Origin of the sequence: Methylobacterium sp. DB0501 (assembly GCF_011043735.1) — a bacterium.
Lineage (GTDB): Bacteria > Pseudomonadota > Alphaproteobacteria > Rhizobiales > Beijerinckiaceae > Methylobacterium > Methylobacterium alsaeris.
The window spans coordinates 165,555-186,087 of sequence record NZ_JAAKGV010000004.1; the positions used below are offsets into that span (position 1 = coordinate 165,555).

23 protein-coding genes are annotated in these 20,533 nt (G+C 65.7%); 18 read left to right on the forward strand and 5 right to left on the reverse strand.

What is annotated here, in order from left to right:
* The 13 genes from G4G93_RS08045 (at window position 1) to G4G93_RS08105 (ending at window position 13,003) form a co-directional block, all read left to right on the forward strand.
* Window positions 1-552, forward strand: a complete 552-nt coding sequence (locus tag G4G93_RS08045) for a DUF1833 family protein (RefSeq protein WP_165082939.1) — start codon at window positions 1-3, stop codon at window positions 550-552.
* Complete coding sequence (locus G4G93_RS08050; RefSeq protein WP_165082941.1) at window positions 549-944, forward strand: glycoside hydrolase; 396 nt, start codon at window positions 549-551, stop codon at window positions 942-944. Before G4G93_RS08045 ends, G4G93_RS08050 begins: the two co-directional genes overlap by 4 nt.
* Window positions 945-951: 7 nt before the next feature.
* The gene (locus G4G93_RS08055; protein WP_206289615.1) at window positions 952-5,016 is read left to right on the forward strand and encodes a host specificity factor TipJ family phage tail protein; all 4,065 of its coding nucleotides are present in this window, start codon (window positions 952-954) and stop codon (window positions 5,014-5,016) included.
* Window positions 5,013-5,894 carry a hypothetical protein gene (locus tag G4G93_RS08060; protein ID WP_165082943.1) on the forward strand — a complete coding sequence of 294 codons (882 nt, stop codon included), beginning with the start codon at window positions 5,013-5,015 and terminating at the stop codon, window positions 5,892-5,894. Before G4G93_RS08055 ends, G4G93_RS08060 begins: the two co-directional genes overlap by 4 nt.
* A complete protein-coding gene (locus tag G4G93_RS08065) occupies window positions 5,861-6,064 on the forward strand; it encodes a hypothetical protein (protein WP_165082945.1) in 204 nt (67 codons plus the stop codon). The genes G4G93_RS08060 and G4G93_RS08065 overlap by 34 nt, the downstream gene beginning before the upstream one ends.
* 70 nt (window positions 6,065-6,134) lie before the next feature.
* Window positions 6,135-8,540, forward strand: a complete 2,406-nt coding sequence (locus G4G93_RS08070) for a hypothetical protein (RefSeq protein WP_165082947.1) — start codon at window positions 6,135-6,137, stop codon at window positions 8,538-8,540.
* A 1-nt stretch (window position 8,541) separates the two neighbouring features.
* Window positions 8,542-9,369 carry a hypothetical protein gene (locus tag G4G93_RS08075; protein ID WP_165082950.1) on the forward strand — a complete coding sequence of 276 codons (828 nt, stop codon included), beginning with the start codon at window positions 8,542-8,544 and terminating at the stop codon, window positions 9,367-9,369.
* Window positions 9,366-10,499: a hypothetical protein gene (locus tag G4G93_RS08080; RefSeq protein WP_165082952.1), complete on the forward strand. Its 1,134-nt coding sequence runs from the start codon at window positions 9,366-9,368 to the stop codon at window positions 10,497-10,499. The genes G4G93_RS08075 and G4G93_RS08080 overlap by 4 nt, the downstream gene beginning before the upstream one ends.
* 7 nt (window positions 10,500-10,506) lie before the next feature.
* Window positions 10,507-11,121 carry a hypothetical protein gene (locus G4G93_RS08085; RefSeq protein WP_165082954.1) on the forward strand — a complete coding sequence of 205 codons (615 nt, stop codon included), beginning with the start codon at window positions 10,507-10,509 and terminating at the stop codon, window positions 11,119-11,121.
* A gap of 64 nt (window positions 11,122-11,185) precedes the next feature.
* Window positions 11,186-11,752, forward strand: coding sequence for a glycoside hydrolase family 108 protein (locus G4G93_RS08090; protein WP_165082956.1), 567 nt, complete (start codon window positions 11,186-11,188; stop codon window positions 11,750-11,752).
* Between the two features lie 76 nt (window positions 11,753-11,828).
* The gene (locus tag G4G93_RS08095; RefSeq protein ID WP_165082958.1) at window positions 11,829-12,131 is read left to right on the forward strand and encodes a penicillin-insensitive murein endopeptidase; all 303 of its coding nucleotides are present in this window, start codon (window positions 11,829-11,831) and stop codon (window positions 12,129-12,131) included.
* Between the two features lie 10 nt (window positions 12,132-12,141).
* The gene (locus G4G93_RS08100) at window positions 12,142-12,648 is read left to right on the forward strand and encodes a hypothetical protein (protein ID WP_165082960.1); all 507 of its coding nucleotides are present in this window, start codon (window positions 12,142-12,144) and stop codon (window positions 12,646-12,648) included.
* A 1-nt stretch (window position 12,649) separates the two neighbouring features.
* The gene (locus tag G4G93_RS08105) at window positions 12,650-13,003 is read left to right on the forward strand and encodes a hypothetical protein (RefSeq protein ID WP_165082962.1); all 354 of its coding nucleotides are present in this window, start codon (window positions 12,650-12,652) and stop codon (window positions 13,001-13,003) included.
* A gap of 191 nt (window positions 13,004-13,194) precedes the next feature.
* Here G4G93_RS08105 and G4G93_RS08110 read toward each other — a convergent pair whose 3' ends face one another.
* Entirely contained in the window at window positions 13,195-13,977 is a 783-nt protein-coding gene (locus G4G93_RS08110) for a hypothetical protein (RefSeq protein ID WP_165082964.1), read from the reverse strand.
* Between the two features lie 268 nt (window positions 13,978-14,245).
* On the opposite strand from G4G93_RS08110, the gene G4G93_RS08115 reads away from it, so the two are divergent.
* Both G4G93_RS08115 and G4G93_RS08120 read left to right on the forward strand, forming a co-directional pair.
* Window positions 14,246-14,710 carry a S24 family peptidase gene (locus G4G93_RS08115; protein ID WP_312891800.1) on the forward strand — a complete coding sequence of 155 codons (465 nt, stop codon included), beginning with the start codon at window positions 14,246-14,248 and terminating at the stop codon, window positions 14,708-14,710.
* Complete coding sequence (locus tag G4G93_RS08120) at window positions 14,707-16,011, forward strand: Y-family DNA polymerase (protein ID WP_165082968.1); 1,305 nt, start codon at window positions 14,707-14,709, stop codon at window positions 16,009-16,011. Before G4G93_RS08115 ends, G4G93_RS08120 begins: the two co-directional genes overlap by 4 nt.
* A gap of 2 nt (window positions 16,012-16,013) precedes the next feature.
* On the opposite strand, the gene G4G93_RS08125 is transcribed toward G4G93_RS08120, so the two are convergent.
* Complete coding sequence (locus G4G93_RS08125; RefSeq protein ID WP_246736614.1) at window positions 16,014-17,066, reverse strand: LysR family transcriptional regulator; 1,053 nt, start codon at window positions 17,064-17,066, stop codon at window positions 16,014-16,016.
* Window positions 17,067-17,241: 175 nt separating this feature from the next.
* Here G4G93_RS08125 and G4G93_RS08130 point away from each other — a divergent pair, with 175 nt between their 5' ends.
* Window positions 17,242-18,378 (forward strand): GNAT family N-acetyltransferase, encoded by a 1,137-nt coding sequence (locus tag G4G93_RS08130; RefSeq protein WP_312891801.1) that lies wholly within the window; start codon window positions 17,242-17,244, stop codon window positions 18,376-18,378.
* Window positions 18,375-18,776: a hypothetical protein gene (locus G4G93_RS08135; protein ID WP_165082972.1), complete on the forward strand. Its 402-nt coding sequence runs from the start codon at window positions 18,375-18,377 to the stop codon at window positions 18,774-18,776. Before G4G93_RS08130 ends, G4G93_RS08135 begins: the two co-directional genes overlap by 4 nt.
* Here G4G93_RS08135 and G4G93_RS35500 read toward each other — a convergent pair.
* The gene (locus G4G93_RS35500) at window positions 18,736-19,239 is read right to left on the reverse strand and encodes a hypothetical protein (RefSeq protein WP_206289616.1); all 504 of its coding nucleotides are present in this window, start codon (window positions 19,237-19,239) and stop codon (window positions 18,736-18,738) included. The genes G4G93_RS08135 and G4G93_RS35500 overlap by 41 nt on opposite strands.
* A 98-nt stretch (window positions 19,240-19,337) precedes the next feature.
* On the opposite strand from G4G93_RS35500, the gene G4G93_RS08145 reads away from it, so the two are divergent.
* Window positions 19,338-19,982, forward strand: coding sequence for an SOS response-associated peptidase (locus tag G4G93_RS08145; protein WP_165082974.1), 645 nt, complete (start codon window positions 19,338-19,340; stop codon window positions 19,980-19,982).
* A gap of 82 nt (window positions 19,983-20,064) precedes the next feature.
* On the opposite strand, the gene G4G93_RS08150 is transcribed toward G4G93_RS08145, so the two are convergent.
* Window positions 20,065-20,226 (reverse strand): hypothetical protein, encoded by a 162-nt coding sequence (locus G4G93_RS08150; RefSeq protein WP_165082976.1) that lies wholly within the window; start codon window positions 20,224-20,226, stop codon window positions 20,065-20,067.
* A gap of 92 nt (window positions 20,227-20,318) precedes the next feature.
* The gene (locus G4G93_RS08155) at window positions 20,319-20,510 is read right to left on the reverse strand and encodes a hypothetical protein (protein ID WP_165082979.1); all 192 of its coding nucleotides are present in this window, start codon (window positions 20,508-20,510) and stop codon (window positions 20,319-20,321) included.
* Between the last annotated feature and the right edge of the window lie 23 nt (window positions 20,511-20,533).

Consider the following 20,533-nt stretch of genomic DNA (forward strand, 5'->3'; position numbering starts at 1 on the left):
GTGACTGTCAGCGCAGCCCTACGCGAGGCCTACGCCTCCGGCGACACCGAGGGCATCATCATCACCACCGTGGAGGTCGATCACGCCTCGCTCGACGCGGCGATCCTGCTGGCCCAGAACGTCGACAGCGAGCTCGGCGAGCCGGGCGACACGATCCTGCTGCCGCTGGTCGAGGGCGGCCCGAAGGTCCCGCACCTCCTCTGCGCGTTCGCGTTGATCGCGCCCGGCGCCGACCAGGACGGCCCGACCGATGGTCGGCTCCAGATCGACAACGTCAGCGACCTGCTCCACGACCTGATGCAGGGCGTGATCGGCTACAACGAGGCCATCAAGGTCGCCTTCCGCCAGTACCGGGTCCTGCCCGGCCGGCTCGACGCGGTGACCGGCCCCGACGACGACACGCTGTCGGGCATGGAGATGGTGGCGTTCGACATCACGGCGGACCGGGCCGAGGGCACGATCGCCTGGCCGGATGGACGGCAGCAGAACGTCCCGACCGGGCCCCACGCCTTCTTCAACCGCGACGAATATCCCGGGCTGTTCACGACGTGACCCGGGCTGCATTCCTCCGGAGCGTCCGCGGCCGGCCCTATGACCGCGATGCCTTCAACTGCTGGCACCTCGCCAGCCTCGTCCAGGCGACGCTGTTCGACCGCCTGCTGCCGGTCGCCGATCCGGCGCTGGTGGCGGACACGCGCGAGCGAGCGCGGGTGCTGGCGAGCCATCCCGCCCGGGCCGCCTGGCAGCCAATCGCCGCGCCGGTCGACGGCGCCCTCGTTCTGATGGGCAAGGTCGTCGGCGCCGAGACACATGCCGGCACGTGGCTCACCGAGGATGGCGGTCTGATCCTGCACACCGACGAGCCGCACGGCGTGGCTCTCGATCCGCCGCTAGAACTGGCGCAGGCGCACCGGTGGCGGCTCACCTACCTGATTCCGGTCTGATCCACGCATGACCCTCGTCGTCACCGCCAACGTCGTCGGCCAGGTCCGCGGCGAGCCCGTCCGGCTGCCGAACCGGCGCCGTCGGCTCTCCACGATCGTCGCCCGGCATCGGCCGGCGGCGGGCCGGCAGTTCATCGTGTCGGTTCACCGGCGCGGCGCCGAGGCCGTCAAGCCGACGGACCGGAGCGTGCGCCTGCGCGCGCAGTGGAAGAGCACGCTCGTCGGCGCCGACGACGTGGTGCTGATCACGGTGGTGCCGCTCGGCAAGAGCTTCCTGTCGATCGGGCTGGCCATCGCGTCGATCGCGCTCATCGCCATCGCACCGTATGCCGCGCCGGCCATCGCGCCGGCGGTTGCGGGCGCACTCGCGATCTCGACCACGACCGCGACCTTCGCCGTCCAGGCCGGGCTCGTGATCGGCGGCATCGCCCTCGGCTACGCCGCGCAGGCGGCCAAGGGCGCCGGCAAGAGCAACAAGCAGGCCGAGCTCTACAGCCTCTCGGGCGGCGGCAACGTGCCGAAGCCGGGCTCGCGCCGGCCGCTGCTCTACGGCCGCTGCTGGTCCGCGCCGCCGCTCTCGCAGGGGGACTATTTCCTCTACGACGGCGACACGATGGTGCTGACCAAGCGCATGACGCTCGGCATCGGCAAGTTCCGGGTCCATCGGATCCGGGTCGGCGACGCGCTGTTCTGGAGCGAGGACGGCGGCTTGCAGGCGCCGTTCAGCAGCACCGCCGCCGGCAATCTCGGGACCGCGGTCGAGATCCTGTACGAGCAGGTCTCGCAGCTCGCGTCGGGCGACGTCATCACCTCGAACAGCGTGTCCGGCCAGGAGATGCCGCGGCCGGGCGGAAATCCAGATCGCACGCCGTGGTTTCGGCTCACCCCGCAGGGCGTGACCGCCGATGCCGCGCTGCTGTCCTGGACCTACCCGGCGATCTTCCGGGTGTCGTCCTCTCAGCGCCAGGTCGGCACGGTCGCCGGGGTCGTGTTCTACGGTCGGAAGATCGACCCGCGCACCGGCCAAGTGCTCGGCCCGGAATTCGAGATCCAGCGCAGCACCGAGAAGCCGGACACGTTGAGCCCGACCCCGCTGCGCCGCTCGGCCTATTTCCGCCTGCCCGAGCCCGGCACCACCTACGAGATCTGCGCGCAGAACGCCTACCCGGACCCGGTCGGGTTCGAGCAGCAGAACCGTGCCACCTGGGATGGTATGTCCGCCTACCGGGACGATTACCGGATCCGGCCCGAGACCACCGAGATCGTGCTGCGGATCAGGGCCGGGAAGGGCCTGACGGTCACGGCCTACTCCGACATCATGGTCGACGCGACTCGCATCGTGCCGGTCTGGAACGGTAGCGCCTGGGTGGAGCAGGCGACGTCGAAGGCCGTGTGGGCGTTCTGCGACCTCGTCCGGTCCACGTACGGCCTGGCCCAGCCGAACAGCGTGGATGCGGCGAAGGCGCTCTATTACGCCAACCTGCTGGCGGACAACGACACCTACGACGGCCCGTTGCCGGAGGTGTCCTCGTTCTGGGAAGCCGCCGGCCAGCTGCTGCTGCCGCTGCGCGCCGACCCGGTGAAGGTGGGCGCGGTGCACTCGTTCGTCCGTGACGAGAGCCGGGCCGAGCCGCGCCACATCCTCACCCGCCGGCAGATCGTGCGTGATTCCTCCGGCGCCACCTACAAGACGAAGGTGGAGGGCGGCGACGTCATCGTGGAGTTCGACCGCGATGGCGACCCGAAGCGGCCGGACGAGGTCCGCTTCAGCTACGGCGCGCCGACCCGCACCCCGAAGCGCTACAAGGTCGCCGGCATCGTGGACGGCCTCCACGCGCTCAAGCACGCAACGTGGCTTGCCGCCATCGCCGTGTTCCGCGGCGCCGAGCGCAAGATCCAGACGGAGTGGGACGGCCGCCTCGTCTACCCGGGCGACCACATCCTGTCCGACCTGTGGTTCCTGCGCGGGAAGCAGGCCTATGGCGTCGCGTCGGCTAACGGGAACGTCCTCACGCTCGACGTAACCGCCAACGTCCCGGCCGCCTACGGCTACGGCTCCATCCGCACCCGCCAGGGCCGGGAGTGGGGCATCCTGCGCATGCGCGGCGTCGGCGCCCGGGGGCTCGAGCTGCACCCCGACGACGTCGCGGCGCTCTCGACGCAGACCGGCCTCGGCCTCGCCGACGTGCTCGCCCGCGACACGCAGGACCCAACCACGGTGGTGCTCGGCGATCTCGTCGAGCTCCAGGAGACCTATGTCGCCCGCTCGGCGATCCCGAGCGACCCGGACCACGTCCAGATCGAGATGGTCAAGGACGATGCCCGGGTCTGGCAGCTGCTCGACGAGCAGGTCATCGCGCCGGCGCCGGTGAACGCCGATCCGATGGCCGAGCCGCTGATGCCGCAGATTTCGGTCCTGCACGCCCGCTGCCAGCGGGTGGAGACCGGCATCGAGGTCGTGTGGGGCGTCTCCGTCACCCTCGGCGCCCGGGCCTACGAGGTCGAGATCAGCTATGACGGCGGCGCCACCTGGGAGGTGCTGTCGCCGCTCGGTCCCGCCTCAAGCGGCCGCGCCCAGATGCGGCAGACCGATCAGCCCGTGACGGTGCGGGCCCGGGCCTATGGCCGGACCGGTCTGCACGGCGACTGGATCACGACGACGTTCACGACCGTGGCGCCGATCGTCCAGGGCGGGCTGATCGAGGACCTGTCCGTCACGATCGAGAAGCTCTCGGCCGAGACGCAGCAGCAGATCCAGTCCATCGCCGATCTCGGTAGCGGGCTGCTCAACCTCGACACCGCGACTGGCAACGCGATCCTCGACACCGCCCATGACACGATCCGCGGGGCGATCCAGCAGCTGACCGCCGCCCACGAGCGCCTGGCCGACGCCATGGCGACGATGCAGCTCTCGGAATACGAGAAGCGGGACGTGCTGAAGATCGGCAACAGCGCCAACTTCGCCGCGATCGAGCGCACCGAGACCCTGCGCCTGTCCGACAAGGAGGCCTTTGCCGAGATCACCACGGCGCTCTCCTCCCGGCTCACCCTGGGCGAGGGCGACATCGTCGGCAACGCCACCGCGATCCAGGGGCTTTCCACGAGCGTCGCTGTGGTCGACGGGCGCGTCACCGCGCAGTCGCAGTCGATCGAGGCGCTGCGCAGCCGGATCGACAGCACCGACCTGGGCCTCTCCGGGCAGGCCACGGCGGTGCAGGGGCTCACCTCCCGGGTCGCCCTGACCGAGAGCGGTATCCAGACCTTGTCCCAGCAGGTGACCAGCCTGCAAAGCACGATCAAGGGGCAGGGCGGACAGATCCTGGCGAATGCCCAGGCAACCAGCACGCTCGCGACCCGCGCCGACGTTGTCGACGGGCAGCTCTCGACGCAGGCTTCATCCATCCAGGCCCTGCGGACCACCCAGGACGGCCATACGGCGACCCTGACCACCTACGGCACGTCGATCAACGGCATCGAGGCGCAATATGGGGTGACGATCGAGATTGACGATCAGGTTGGCGGCTTCGTTCTGACTGGCTTCCGCGGCCTGGATGGTTCCGCAAAGTTCTCGTTCAAGCTGGCGGCGGACCTGTTCGTAGATGGTGGGATTACGAGCCGGATGGTGTCGACGACGTCGCTGATTACAACGACGGCGCAGATTGGAACGCTGACCGTCGACAACATCAACGTCAAAGACGGTGGTATCTCGTCGGTGGTTTCGGCCCAGTCCAGCGGACAGCAAGCGAGCGTCAGCATCAACGTTCGCACAGCCGGCGCTGTCTCCATCATTGCCAGTCGCACAGGTGATCTAAGCCAGCGCTTTACACAGGTCGGCACGAATACCGGCGCGCTTAAGATATACCGAGACGGGAACCTGATCGGTGCAATCCCCGCTAATTTCACAATGGACTTCGACCCCAGTCCTCAGGTCAACGCATCTTATTTCCGGCTCGGACCTACCGCCTACCCGATCCTCGACGTCCCAGGTGTAGGCGGCCACACGTACATGGTCGTCGATGACAACAGTCGCGGGATCGGCGGCGTGTTCATCAGCGTGCAGGAGAGCAAGTGAGCATCCCGTTCCTGCCTCTGCCGATGCCCTTCGTGCGCTACGATGCCGATGGCCGGATCACCGAGTGGGGTCGCATGGAGGCGACCTACATCGCCGCCGAGGGCTACGAGCGCGGCGGCATCGTCCCCGGCGAGGGGCGCCCGGACACCCATTACGTCGACCTGTCCGGACCCGCACCGCTTCTGCGGGTCCGCCGCAACCTGGTGGTCGAACTCGATACACGGACGCCGGTCCCGGGCGCGCCGGCCCGCGTCGCGCTGCCGGCGGACACGGTCATCACCGTGACGGGACCGGTCACCGGGATTGCGACCGCCGGTGGTGCGGTCGATCTGGTGATGAGGGTGCCCGGCACCTACACGGTGACCATGGAGGCATGGCCGCGGCGCCCCGCGGTCGAGACCCTGACGGTCCCGGAAACCGCCGGGCCGGTGCCGGAAGCGCCCGCCGGCGCCGTGGTGATCGGGCCGGACCTCGATGCCGTGCGAGCCCGGGCTAAAGAGATCGCCACCCTCCACTACGCCAACCTCGCCCTGACGTCCCGGCCTGCCGGTTTGCAGCCGGCCGACCTACTCAAGGCGCAGGAAGCCGAGAAGGTGCTCGCGGGCGAGAACAGCGAGTGGATCGCCGAGGAGGCCGCCGAGCGCGGCACCACGGCACGTGACTTGGCCGAGGCCATCGTCGCCGAGAGCACCAAGACCATCACCCGCGAGCGGGAGCGAACCCGGGTCACCGGCGCCATCGCCCGCGCCGCCACCGAGAGCGAGGTCGTCGCCGCGCTGCGGGGGGCCGGCCTCGAATTCTTCCTTCCCCCCGGGGCAGTAAGTCCCGCCTCCCAGGAGCCGTCATGGCCAAGAGCACCAAGACCCCCGTCACCCTGATCCAGAACGCGGCCGGCGCGGTGGTCGCCGTCCGCATCGGCGGCAGCGATCCGATCGCAGTGCAGCATGCCGGGCCCGTCGTCGGCATCGGGGTGATGAACCTCGCGCTCACCGTCGCCGACGTCGACATCAGCTATGAGGCCGCGCCCACCGAGGACGCGAAGGCTTGATCCCCGCGCCGGGCGCCAAAGCCCGGCCTGAGACCGTCGAGACCCACGTCTCCGGAGAGTGACCACCGACATGGCCGACCCCATTCCCTCCGTCGCAGTCGCGACGGGGTCTCTCGTCGTGACTGGCTCTGCCACGAACTTTATCGCGGCGGAGAACGACCTGTTCTGCGCCCGCGGTCAGACCGTCCCGATCGCGAGCCGGCAGAGCCCGACGCAGATCACTCTCAAGCAGCCGTGGCCGGCGGCCTCCCTCTCCGGGGAACAAGCGTTCAACGTCCTATCGCTGGGCGAGTATTGGCGCTCGGCGATCAGCATCAACAAGCGGTTCGCGGATCTGCTGTCGAAATGGGAGGTGGTCAGTCCGTTCAAATTCGACGCCGCCGGTACGCTCGCCGAGCGCGACGGCTACAACAACCAGCCGCGCGGTTTCGTCTACGTCGCCACGGACCAGATCCCGGTCCGGATGTACATCAAGCTGGCGAACGCGAATTCGGCTTCGGACTGGTCCTTCCCGATCTACATCGGCTCCGGCGGGCAGGTGGAATTCCAGCAGGCGCTCGACCAGGAGCGAACCCAGCGGATCCAGGCCGACGCGGCGCTGGGCAAGCGCATCGACGACATCACGGCCGGGACCGACCCGAACGTCCGCCCCGACCTGAATGCCGAGATCGCCCGATCCACGGCAAAGGACAGCCAGCACGACAGCCAGATCGGAAGCCTGCGCACCGATCTCACGGCCGAGGCGGGCTCTCGCGTGGCGGGTGATGCCACACTCAGCCAGCGGATCGATACCGAGGCCGGTCTCCGAGCAAATGGCGACACGCAGGTCGGACAGCGGATCGACGCTGAAACTGCGGCACGGGTGGCGGCGGACACTGCGCTCGGTGTCAGGATCGATGCCGAGGCGACAACGAGAGACGTGTTCGATCAGTCGGTGGCGCCGGTTCTGCCGCTGCTTGCGAGCGCCAAGTTTTTGGCACCCGTGGAGTACGGTCGCTCCGGATACATCTCGGCCTCTGCCGATACCAAGAAGCGCATCTTCTACGGGCTGAAGAAGGACTACTCCTTCGAGTTCAACGTCCCCGTATCGGTGCCGGGGATGCGAGCACTGCGGCCATCCGAATTGGCTCGCTCGAAGTATGCCGCAGCCCTCGTGGTCCGCAACTACAGGCTGGTTCACGGCCTGACGAAGGGCATGGAGTGGGAGTTCGGCGTCCCGCTGATCGTGCCGGGCGCGCGGTCGCTGCCGCCCGTCGAATATCGGCGCTCTGGCTACCTGAGTGCCAAGGTCGATCGCAACAGGCGCATACTTCAAGGCGTGCCCTCGAAGCCGGCGCCGGCCATCATCGTCCCCGCGGATCAGCGGTACGTGATCTATGCCGCCCCCGATCCGGGTAACGGCGGGCGCCCGAGCATCTTCTCGGAGGAGAGGGCGACGGGTCGGCGGCTCCGCCTCTCGACGCCCGGGGCCAACGAGATGTTCCCCTCCTGGACCTCGGACGGGATGGTGACGTGGGTCTCGGATCGGACCCGGGGGCTGACCGGTGGTGGGGCCGATGCGATCGGAGGTGCCTATTTCTCGCCACCCGACCGGGCCGACGAGCATTCGGTGCTACCGCTGCAAGCCATCGTGCGGTGGGGCGACAGCCTCACGGAACAGGCCAACAACTGGCTGGCGCTGGCCTTGCGCGCCATCGGCTGCAACTTTCCGGTCTACAACCTGGGCAAGTCCGGGCGAACCACAACGGGGATCGCGGCCCGGCAGGGCGCGCTCGTCTTCAGCTATCGACCCGTGGGAGGCACCATCCCGGCCAGTGGATCGGTGCAGCTCACGCCTTCCGTCGCCGGCCCGTGCTCGGCCTACGCCAACGGGGCGGCCGACCAGACGGGGTGCCGGCTGGCGGGCGTGCCCGGGACGATGAGCTGGAATGGCACGACGGCGACCTTCACCCGGTCTGCCGCTGGCTCGGCGGTGGCGGTGCCCGACGCGGTGCCCATGGTAGTCGATCCGATCACGTCCGACACCGGCGTGCTGGTCCCCTACCACGCGGACTGCATCGCCATCATCGGCGGCGGCACGAACGACATGAGCCAGCACGTGGCTGCCTTCACCAATATGCGGGCCATCTGCCGCAACCTCAAGTCGCGCTCGCGGCGCTTCATGGTGATGCCGATGTTCGGCTCGTCGAATGAGATTAAAGGCTCAAGCGGTTACATCGCAGTCGCTGAGTACAATGCCATGCTCAAGGCCGAGTTTCCGGATCAATATATTCAGAATAATAACCAGGACCTCAGGCAACTGCTCGTCTCGAAGAACCGATCCGACGAGGTTTCTTTCACGGCTAACGATGTGATCGGTCCCTACTTGCGACAGCCAAACGACCCCATACACATCACGCGCGACTTGGCAGGCTGCGGGCAAGACATCATCGCCCAAGCCATGGTGACGTTCATGCAGAACAAGGGATGGATCTGAGATGCCCGGTCCTTACGAAATGCTCGATGCTGACGGCGACGCCTACGCGGCATCCATGCCCGTACTCTACCGGGATGGCACGATGTCGGCTAAGACCGTGGCCTTCTTCGATTTTACGGACCCCTACGGTAAACCGCCAACGATACCTCCCCTCAACGGGGCTTTGTGCAAGAACTTCGTGGATGGCGGTTCTCCGGCTATCATTCGAGATGCCCCGGCAGACCCGGACAATGGCCCTGGTATCCGTTTCTACGGGAACTATCTGGCTCGATATATCGAGTTTCCGGCGAAGTTCTTCCCCTTCGGACTGGCCCGACCGCTCTATACATTCTGGACACGCCAGAGCGGCATACAGGGCGCGGACTACAACAACCGCATCGTTGATATTACCGTCGGCGGCGTCAGTCAGTTCTTCCTGGCGCCACACGGCAGCTCGGCCAGCCCGACATATCCTGTGCGGATGGAAGTGTGTTTCGGCGGGGTGGACATAGACTTGGGCTTCACGAACCTGCACGCTCGGTTGTTTGATCAGCAGGTGCACCAGCACGCTTACGAGCTGGTCACCTCTCCCGACGGCACTCAACAGAAGCTCGTCGTGTATCTCGACGGAGCGCCCTTCTACGAGACGGGATACGTGAACACCAAGGCTTTTGCAGCCCCGGGGGCTAACGCCCTCGCGCAGATGGGCGCCAAGGGCTTCGTGAGCACCGTCTATGGCCGGGGCTTCGCTGCGCGCCTGGACGACATCGGCTCAGCTCCTGGCGCCGCCCTGGCGCTCGTTGCCGCCGACTATGCGGCCAACGCCGCCAACATGGCGAGGCTCCCGTGATCGGCGGCAATGGACTTCCTCTCAACACAGCGGCGCTGATCGGTAGCGCCGCCGCCACCGGCAAAGCGGTTCTCGCCGCCGCAACTCCGGCGGCGGCGGCCACTGCCATAGGGCTCGGCACGGCGGATAACGTCGCGCACCAGAACATCCGGGCCAACGGCTTCCTCGAATTCCCCTACGGAGGAAGCATCCGGGTCAATGCTTTCGCCGGCCCGATCTCCGAGGGTGGCGACGGGACCTGGGCCAACGGGACATCCTTCTTTGCCAAGACCGGCTTCGCCAACGGCCAGGATACGGCTTGGCTCTACGTGCCCGGCGGGATGCGAGCCACCCCGCTCATCACGATGCAAGCCGGTTCCGGGCGGGTCGGGATCGGTAATCTTACCCCTGGCGCAACACTCGACGTCGTGAGTAGTCAAAACAACTCTTGGAGCATTCTTACCCAATCTGCGCCGAATGGGGCCAACGCATCGGGTTTCTATACGCAGTCCGACCTAAGCGTACAGATGGCGCTGCGCTCCGGAGATGGAAGCAAACTTAGCGTCATCACATCCTCCGGCCTCTCGTACCTTATGGGCGGCAATGTCGGCATCGGCACTAACGCTCCACAGGTCAGGCTGGACGTAGCGGGTGATTTTAAGTGCTCGGGCGTTGGCACCATTGGAGGGGCTAGTCGATCGGGCGAGTTTACCCTGGACGGCATCTCGGGTCTCCCGAAAATTTACAGGGCCTCCACGAACGGCTCCCCGCGTTGGGCGTGGGGGTCCGGGAATGGTGCCGATAGCGGCGAGGCAGACGGAAGCGATTTCTTCCTTAACAGCTACGGCAACGATGGAAGCTATAGAGCAACACCTTTTCGAATTCTCAGGTCAACCGGTGCCATTACTATAACTAACGGGCTGACGATCAGCGGAACGACAACCCTCAACAATGGCCTAGTGGTGGCAGGAAAGATCCGCGCGGGATCTTACACGGTAAGCACCGTTCCCGCTGGTGTGGTGGGAGAGCTGATCTATGTTTCAAATGCTCGAAAAGTCGGCGAGTCGGCGGGGGCTGGAACGGGCGTAATTTCGTACTACTCCAACGGAAACTGGCGGCGGCTGTCGGATGACAGTGCTATCGCAGCGTGAGGACCCCATGAGCGAACCTTTTCTCTACGAGTTCCTGTATCGCGGCCGGCCGGCGGGCTCGGCCGAGGCGCCGGCCTGGCACGTGGTGCTGGGCCAGCACGTGACGCCGCCGGGGGCGAGCGCGGCGCAGTTCGTGGCGAGCGCGGCGCTGACCCCGGCGCAGGCGGAAGCCGCGGGGTTCCCGCTCGCGGCGGTGCTGGCGGGGATCGACGCGGCGGCGCTGGCGGGGCGGGACGCGGCCGTGGCGGAGGCCGAGGCCGCCCGAGAGGAGCGGGACGCGGCGGTGGCGGAACGCGACGACCTGGCGGCGCAGCTCGCCGCGCGCGCGCCGGCCGCAGGCCTGCCGGCGGTGTCGGACCGGCAGTTTTTCCAGGCGCTGGCGGAAGGCGGCGCGATCGACCCGGGCGAGGCGCTGGCGGCGGTGATGACGGGCACGCTGCCGGCGCGGATCGAGGTGGCGGTGGCGGCCCTTCCGTCGGCCGAGCAGTTTGCCGCCCGGATGCTGCTGTCGGGCGCCACGGCGTTCGAGCGCGGCCACCCGATGGTGGCGCAGCTCGGCGCGGCGCTCGGCTACGACGATAAGGCGCTGGACGCGCTGTGGGCCGCCGCCGCGGCGCTCTGACTTCGACCCGACCGCTGCGCCACCCGGCCCGGTCCGCGACACCCCTTATAATTCGGAGATCCTGATGACCGCGAGCACATTCGAGCGGGCGCTGACGCTCGTCCTAAAGCACGAGGGTGGGTACGTCGATCATCCGTCCGATCCTGGTGGGCCGACCAACCTGGGCGTGACGATCGGCACGCTGTCGGCCGTCCTGGGCCGCCCGGCGACCAAGGTCGACGTGAAGGCGCTGACGCCTGCGAAGGTCGCCCCCGTCTACCGGCAGCGCTACTGGGACGTCATCGAGGGCGACGACCTCCCGGCCGGGCTCGACTACGCCGTCTTCGACTGGGCCGTGAACAGCGGGCCCGCCCGCGCCGCCATCGCGCTCCAGCGCCTCGTCGGCGTGGCGGATGACGGGCACATCGGCCCGATCACCCTCAAGGCCGTCGCGGGCCAGGATCGGCAGAAGCTGATCGGCTCGCTCTGCGACGCCCGGCTGGCCTTCCTGAAGGCGCTGTCGACCTGGCCGATCTTCGGCAAGGGCTGGTCGAGCCGCGTCGCTGGCATCCGGAAGGAGGCGCTAGCGATGATCGCCGCGGCGCCGGCGGTGCCGACCTGCCCGACCTGCGGCAAGCCGCTGACGGCCTGACCAACCTCCGCAGATTCTGCGGCAGTTCGACCCGCGCCGGCCGGGTCCGCCGAGCACCCCCAATCAGGACATGGCTATGAACGCGATCCAGATCGCCAGCGCCTTCCGCGCGCTCCTCATCTTCGTCGGCGGCGCCCTCGTCGCGAAGGGGTGGCTGACCGCCGAACAGGTCTCGTACCTGACCGACGCCAGCACCCTGACCGCCGCCGTCGGCGCCGTCATGGCGATCGGCAGCTTCGCCTACGGCTTCTGGACCCGGCGCCCGGCCGGCCTGCTGAAGGCGGCGGCGTCGCTGCCGGAGGTGGACCGGATCACCGTCGCACCCTCGGCGGCTCCGCTGGCGGACGCCGTGCCGAGCCCCAAGGTCACGGCGCAGTAGAGGCGCCGCCATGCTGTTCCCGGTCGGCCCGAGCACGCCCGCCCACCCGGCGGGCGCCTACAGCTTCAACCGCCTGTTCGAATGGGCCATGGCGGTCATGATGCTGCTGATCGCCGTGACGCTCGCGATGCCGGGCGACACCATGGAGCGCGCCTCGCTCAAGCCGATCGCCGATCTTGGGTTCAGCGAGGGCAACATGGCCTTTTTCTTCGGGGCGGTGGGCGTGCTGCGCGTCACCGCCCTCTGGCTCAACGGCCACATCAACAACGGGGTGACGAAGCCGAACGGCGCCAACATCCGGGCCGTGTGCTCCGGGCTCGGCGCCCTGGTGATGGCGCAGCTGACCCTCGCCCTGGTGGTCGACGCCTTCACCGCCGAGGCGCCCAGCTTCGTCATCCCGGTCTTCGGGACCCTGACCATTTTCGAGGCGATCTCCTGCTACGTGGCGCGCCTCGACGCAGTCGATCGCCGCTCCCGCCTGGGCAGGGCCCTCACAGCGCTGGAGCGCATGAAATAGCATGGAGCACCTGATCGCATTGCTGCCCCTGCTGTCGTCCATGCCGGCGCTGCAGGTCTTCGTCGGCGGTGCCGTGGCGGTCACCTGCGTCGCCATGGTGCTGCGGGCCAACAAGGACAAGCACGAGGTGCCGCCTCCCGCGCCCGGTTCGGTGGGCGATGCCATGGTGCATCTGCAGGGCCCGGCCGAGTACCTGAACATCATGCGGGACCTGCGGGAGATCGGCCGCCAGCAGGTCGAGCACCTGGCGCGAATCGCGGAATGTCAGCGAGCCGCGCGCGAGCAGCTGACGGCGCAAACCGACCTGCTCCGCAGCATCGACCGGGAGCAGGTCCGCCACCACGGCCACGACTGACCGCCCGGAACTCGCCCCGCCGCCGGCCCGTTAGCCGGCGGATCTTTCGGACCCCCGAGGCCCGCCCTCAGCCCCGCCGGCAGCCGCCGAGCGGGGTAATTGTCTATCTTTCAGACCGTTATGCAAATCTTTATTGGATTTTATCGGTCAGATAACAATTATTTTAGCCAAACGATTTTCACAACTTGAAATCATCCTGTAATTGTGTGAATTTTTACATGTTCGTTTATTATCGTTCTCCATATTGCTTGAGTCTTATCTGTTCGTGCGTGATGATCACTTATATCATCCGGAATAAATTCGTCTCTGATTAACCCATCCTCTCCCATCATGGCTTTATCTATGCGCAGCATTCTTATATTTAATTCTTCTTTCAGATTGACTTCCAATTTATCATTAAATTCAACAACCAGAGATGATCTGTCGTGATCGCTCAATGGGTACAATGCAGCGGTTTTTCTGATTTCCTCCTCTGCGATCTCGACGTGTTTATACGATTGTCTAAAGAAATTCTCACCCTTCAATGGAGATAGTTGTGGTCCCAAAATAAAAATGTTATCAATATTTTTTCCAGTCTTTATTACATTTTGCAAAAATTCAGAATAAATCTTGATTCGCTCTTCAATAAAATTTTCTTTATCTATTGATTTAGAGTGACACATTTTTACGTATGTAAAATCGAGGTCGACACTTCCAAACATAAAAAACAGCGTTTTTGGGGCTCGCGCTGAAACAGCATCTATTATGATTTCATTGTGCCCCGTCGTCGAGTTCTTGTTGCCAAGTCCTTTGATCGTTGCTCCAGAGAACACATAATGACAAAATATTCCCCATGATGTGCCCACAAATTGCCTTGAATGCGAATCTCCAAAAAACATATGCATCATGGCGATATTTGACCTTTGATTAAATTTGGCGATGGATAACCTGCATTCACTTGGAACACAAGAAGCCTCTGGATATGATGTAGCCATCCCAAGCGCAAGTCAGCAGGAGCGAAGATGTAGCCGGTTACCATGCGCTCGGGATTCGAACTCCGATGGCCAGCATTAGCCGACCTGAAGGCGAGCTTGTTTCGTCCTGCTTCTCCACTCCTCCGGCCACGGCACGTTCCGGCCGAGGGCGCATCCCGCTACTGCCTCCCGATCCGCCCATCCCCACTTCGCACAGGCCTGAAGCGCGACCTTGACCGGGAACCTCAAGCCTGTTTGTTCTCTTTGTGTTCTAACACGGAGGGCGCGCGTGAGTCTCTATCGGGTCGGTGCAGAGGCGGCGGACGCAGGCGGGCTTGTGCGGATCCCGTTCATGCTCCCGACCCTGTGCGCCGGATTCCCGAGCCCTGCTGAAGACTTCATCGAGGGCGCCCTGGAGCTGCCGCGCTGGCTCGTGCCGAACCCGCCCGCCACCTTCATCTGGCGCGTGCGCGGCTGGTGCATGAAGGGGGCCGGCATCCACGACGAGGATCTGGCCGTGGTCGACCGGTCGCTCTCGCCTGCCTCCGGCGCGGTCGTGGTCGCGGTGGTCAATGGCGAGATGAGCCTCAAGCGCCTGGTGATGACCGGCAACCGGCTCGCGCTGACGTTCGACAATCCGGAGATGGATCAGGAATTCGCCCTCGAGGATCTGGAGGAGGGCCTGCTCTGGGGCGTGCTGCTGTTCTCGGTGCGCTGGCACCATGTGAAGGCTCGCGCGAGCCTCGTGCGATGAGCCGGGCGATCGCGCTCATCGACGGCAACTCGTTCTATTGCTCCTGCGAGCGCGTGTTCGACCCGAAGCTCGCCGGCGTGCCGGTGATCGTGCTCTCGAACAACGACGGCTGCGCCATCGCCCGAACCGCCGAGGCCAAGGCGCTCGGGATCCGGATGGGCGAGCCCTATTTCAAGATCCGCGATCTGTGCCGGCGGCAGAAGGTGCGCGTGTTCTCCTCGAACTATGCGCTCTACGGCGACATGAGCGCGAGGGCGAACACGGTCTACCGGCAGTTCGCGCCTGACGTGGAGATCTACTCGATCGACGAGAGCTTCCTCGACCTCTCCGACGTGCGCGACCGCGACCGGGTGGCGCTCGCCCGGGACCTGCGCTCGACCGTCCGGCAATGGACTGGCCTGCCCACCTGCGTCGGGATCGGGCCGACGAAGACGCTCGCGAAGCTCGCCAACCACATCGCGAAGAGCATTCCCGAGCTCGGGGGCGTGTGCGACCTGTCCGACGAGGCAGAGCGCGCCGCCTGGATGGTCGGGATCTCGGTTGGCGAGGTGTGGGGCATCGGGCGCGCGTCCCGGGCGCGCCTGGAGGCCATGGGCGTCGACACGGTGGCGGACCTGCGCGACCTCGATCCCCGGCCGGCGCGGCAATCGCTGACGGTCGTCGGCGAGCGGATCATCCACGAGCTGCGCGGCCGCCCATGCCTGCCGCTCGACATCGTGCCGGCCCGGCGAAAGGGCTGCGCGGTGACGCGCTCGTTCTCGTCCCGGATCACCGAGCGGAGCGTGCTCGAGCAGGCGGTGGCGGCACACGCGACGCGCCTCGGCGAGAAGCTGCGGCGCGACGGGCTCGCCGTCTCGGCCGTCACGGTCTTCTACCACACGAGCGAGCACGACCGCGGCGACCCGATGCGCTCGGTCTCGACGGTGGTGCATCTGCCGGAGGCGACGAACGACACCCGGCACTTGATCGACGCGGCACTTCACGGTGTCGCGAAGACCTGGAAGGAGCAGGGCCCGACGCCGTGGCGCTACAGCAAGGCGGGGCTGGTCACGAAGGATCTCGTGCCGCTCGACGGGGCACCCCGCCCCCTGTTCGGCGCCCTCGACCGGGAGAAGTCAGGGAAGCTAATGGCGGCGATGGACGCCTGCAACAGCCGGTTCGGGCGCGGCGCCGTGGTGCCGGCGCGGGCGGGGCTGGTCGAGAAGCGCACTTGGTCGACGAAGTTTGAGATGCGCTCGCCGCGCTTCACGACCCGGTTGAGCGAGGTGCCGACTGTTCGGGCTATTCGGCCGCACTCATGAGTTCATTCCGCCTGATCATTCACAAATCCCTGGAATATTTTGAAAATATCATTGTGATCGCTGAGTGCTGCCAGATCTCTGGGATGGATATACTCTTCACCAAAAAACGGGAATATGCGGACGTCGAAACAGGCGCGCAGCCAGTCGATGGCAGTGCGAATTCGAGGGACGCGGTCCACATCGGGATGATATGTCAGCCACACATCGAGGCGGAAGTTGAGGCCGCAATCGATCGGGATTAGGTCCATACCCAACGGATAGACGTAAGTTGGAAGCCATCCGATGCCCGCCCCGTTTGCGACAGCCAGAGTATGGGCGCTGCTCGCATTTGTTTTGATTGCAATCGCAGGTGCGCGGGGGAGCGCCGGAAGCGTCTTCCCATATGTCGAGAGCGTGGATGTTTCCTCGGAAATTTGAAATACAAGTGTGTGATCGCTAATTTCTTCAATGCGAGTTGGTAGTCCAAATTTATTGGCGTATGAATTGGATGCAAATGGCATCGTGTGGAGATATCCCAACCGCACCACTTTCAAGTCGGCTTCCTGCGGGCGTGTGAGCTGCACTGCGACATCGGCTTCCATTCTCAGCACGTCGGCCGAGGTCATGCCGCAGCTAAGGTCGATACGTAGTCGTGGATGCCGACGCTGAAACTCGATGATGCGGGGTACGAGCCAAGCAGATCCGAGGCCCTCTGTGACGGCAATCTTGACTTCTCCGTCGATGACGCTCGAATAGTAATCTCCTGCGCGTAGTATCTGATAGGCCGAAGCCTCCATTTTTTGCGCTTCAGCTAAGATCTTAGCGCCTTCCGGGGTCGGCCTGATGCCGGTCACGCCTCTCGTCAGGAGGGACACCCCCAAGGTAGTTTCCAACTCGCTGATGCGGCTGCGCAGTGCGTTGAACGACAGCCCGACCCGTGGGGCGGCCGCCCGGAACGAGCCACAACGGTGGATCTCCAGCAGCATCCAGAGCGAATGCCAGTCGGGCATCGTGTACTGCCGATCGGCTGGTGGGTGTTCCGTTTTCAGAACACCCCGTTCTTGTGGCTTGCGCATACACGATCCTCTGTTTCTGCAATCAAACGGGAGGTTTCCGCCTAGATCTACTTGGGGCTTCCTGGTGTCATCTCATCTAGCAAGATCGGGTTCTCTTGCCCATCAGCAGGCGACGCGGCTTCCACGCCCGCGCCGCGCGCTCGCCGACATGGATGTGACGCGGATTTCGCGTCACGTGGTCATCTACACCCCCAGCATCGATGAGGTCGAGCGTTTGTTCGACGTCTGCCGCAGAGAACTAGGGTCGCAAGCCAGTCTTGACGTCGTCAGACGGGTCATGTCAGCCAATCCTTCAACGTTCAGCGCATTCGCAAGACGCGATAAGTACGACTGCGCCAACCCTCGTGCGGAAGGGTTCATTGCGTGGCTGCCGCTCACATCCGAAGGCAGGAAAGCCCTGCTCGGCGGTCAATTCGACGGTGCCAATCCTTCACCAAACTACATCGCAGCCCAGCATGAAAAGCCTGCAGCACTGTACGTGTGGGCGATCTATGCGCCTGGGCGTCTTGCCGGCGGCGTCGCGCTCGCCTTCCAACAGATGTCAACGCCGCTCTACAGCGATGTGGATCTGCTCGCCTGGGGGCCGACGGCGGCCGGTCGCCGCCTGATCGATACCGTTGGGTTCGAGCCGCTCGATGCCGACGAAGCCGGTCAGCGCGGGTTCCACATCTACAGGCGGAGCCCGCAGGACACCGTTCGCCCAGCCTACGATACCTATCCGAGCACGACCGAAGCGAACACGGTCACCGTGGTTCGATCGCTGGACGATCTCACCAAGGTGATGGCGATCAGGTCCGTCGCCTTCCTGGCCGAACAGGCCTGTCCGCTGGAGGAGGAGTTCGACGGCAACGACCTCTCGTCGACGCATCTCCTCGGCTACGTGGGTGACGAGCCGGCGGCCTCGTTGCGCATCCGGTGCTTCGCAGATTTTGCGAAGGTCGAACGACTGGCGGTGAGGCCGGAGTACCGCAATTCACGGATGGCATTCGTGATCGTCCGGGCGGCCCATGAGCTATGCCGCAAAAAGGGGTATGTGAAAGTCTACGGGCACGCGCAAAAGCGCCTCATGCCGTTCTGGCGTCGGGCGGGAGCACGGACGTTCGACGGCGGCCAGGACTTCGCTTTCTCGGATCACGAATACACGGAGATGCTGGCCGAGCTTCCGCGGGATCCGGACGCCATAGCCGTCGGCGCAGACCCTCTCGTCATCATCCGTCCGGAAGGCCGGTGGCACTTGCCCGGCGTCCTGGACCGATCGAGCGTGCGCCCGGCAACGAACCCTACCGGCGGCGAGAGGAGTAGGCGGCGATGACGATCCACCAACGAAACCGCTCGCCGTTTGTCGGGAGTGAGGGGCGCCCCATGCCCCCCAAGCCTCCCCCAACGATCGATGAGGTGGCGGCGATCCTGCCCTCGCTCGTGCAGGCGCTCGGGATCATTGTCGAGCAGATGGAGCCCCTTATGGAGCTCGCCTGCCAAGCAACCAATCTGTCCGAGCAGACCGCCGACGCGATGAACGATGTCGGTTACGCCCTCATCGAGCACTCGCGCAGCCTCATGCATGAGGGGCTGGAGCGCCGGAGGAATGGTCCCGGCCGGACGATCCTCCGACACCGCGATGAAGCGGGTGTGGTCAATCATCCGAGTGGTCCGGGGCTGACAAACGAAATCACCGCCGAGACCGAGCTGCCGCCAGCATCTCCGGTGTGACGTCCGCCTCGAAACACAGCGGCCTGGCCCCGCGCGGCCGGTTGTAGGCGCTGCGCCGGCCGCACGAGCGGCCGGCGCGGTCGTGCTGGTAAGGGCAGGCGCAGGGGCCATGATAGCCGGCGATCGATTCGGCGATCAGGCGCTTGACGATCTCGGAGTCGGCCGGTCCGGTAGGCACCTTGCGCGGCCGCTCGGGCGCCGGCGCAGATCGCGGCGGCCCGCCGCGCTCGAACGGGTTCTGGACCGACGGCTGCCCGGCCGGCTGCGCCATCGCCTGTCCGACGCAGCGGACCATGCCGAACAGGACGGCCGCCCAGAACAAGGCTGAAACCGCGACTGCGATAGCGGTAGAGATCCGGTTCTCCCATCGGCCAGGCCGATCGTACTTCCGCGGCTGGGGGCCGAGCGCCTGCTGCGCGGCCCAGGCCTGAAATCGCTCCTCGGCCCCATCCTGCTCGTTCATGCCGATCGCCCGCGCCGTCCGCTCACCTTGGCTGTTGTCACAGGCCGCTCACGCTGCATCAAGAGACCGGCAGGGCCCGATCCGCTACGATCCCGGCCATGTGCAATCTCTACAGCTCCGCCCGCTCTCAGGATGAGATCCGGCGCACCTTCGCGGTCGACCGCGATGAGACCGGCAATCTGCCGCCGCTGCCCGGGATCTTCCCCGACCAGATGGCGCCCGTCGTGCACGCCGCTGACGGCGAGCGGGTGCTGACGATGATGCGCTGGGGCTTCCCACCGCCGCCGAAGGTTGGCACCCAGCCGGTCACCAACGTGCGCAACGTCGCCTCGCCCTACTGGCGGCCCTGGCTCAAGCCGGCGAATCGGTGCCTCGTGCCCGTGACCTCGTTCAGCGAGTACGCTGACACGAAGCCCCGGAAGACGCCGGTGTGGTTCGCCCTCAATGAGAGCCGGCCGCTCTTCGCCTTCGCGGGGATCTGGCGGCCCTGGACAGGCGTGCGCGGCCCGAAGCGGGACGAGCCCGTCGAGGAGGAGCACCGCCTGTTCTCATTCCTGACGACCGAGGCGAACGGCGTGGTCGGACCGGTACACCCGAAGGCGATGCCCGTGCTGCTCACCACCGCGGAGGAATGGCGCACCTGGCTCGAAGCGCCGGCCGAGGAGGCTCTGCAGCTGCAGCGGCCGCTGCCGGACGAGATGATGGCCGAGGTGGCGCGGGGCGAGCGGCGGGACGGGGTCTGAGGGTCAGGCGGCCTGTCGTCGGCAGTGGTGAACTCCCGCGCTCGCGCGCCCCATTCGGCTCTGCGGTTCTCGCTAATGGCTTCTACCGCGTCGCAGACGCGCTGCTCACCGTCTGGACCACGGCGGCGGGCAGCAGTGCGCGCTCCACGCGCGCCTGCATGTCCCGCTCAGCTACGCCAGCCATGGCGAGGACAATCAGGCCGATGCCAACGGCAGTCAGGAACGAGGCGCGCAGGTTCTGCATGGGTTCGGCCCAGGATTGATCGAAGCGCAGCTATGACCGGCAAGGGTGGCCGCTGTGTGATCCGCTTCGGGCATCTTTGGGCATGAATGGTTTCAGTCGTATTCCAGGCCGACCGAGCGCTCGAAGGCAGTCCCGCTCGTCTGCTGCCCTTTTGGATCAGCAACCAAGATGTCGCGGAAGCCTCGCCCCATCAGCTCCCGGACCTTGTCGAGCGCCTGCAAATCCGTGCCGCAGGCAAACGTCAGCGCGCGGCCGGTTGGGTCGGTTCCTGTTACCTTGTACAAGCTCGGTTCCCTGTCTCGCGTTG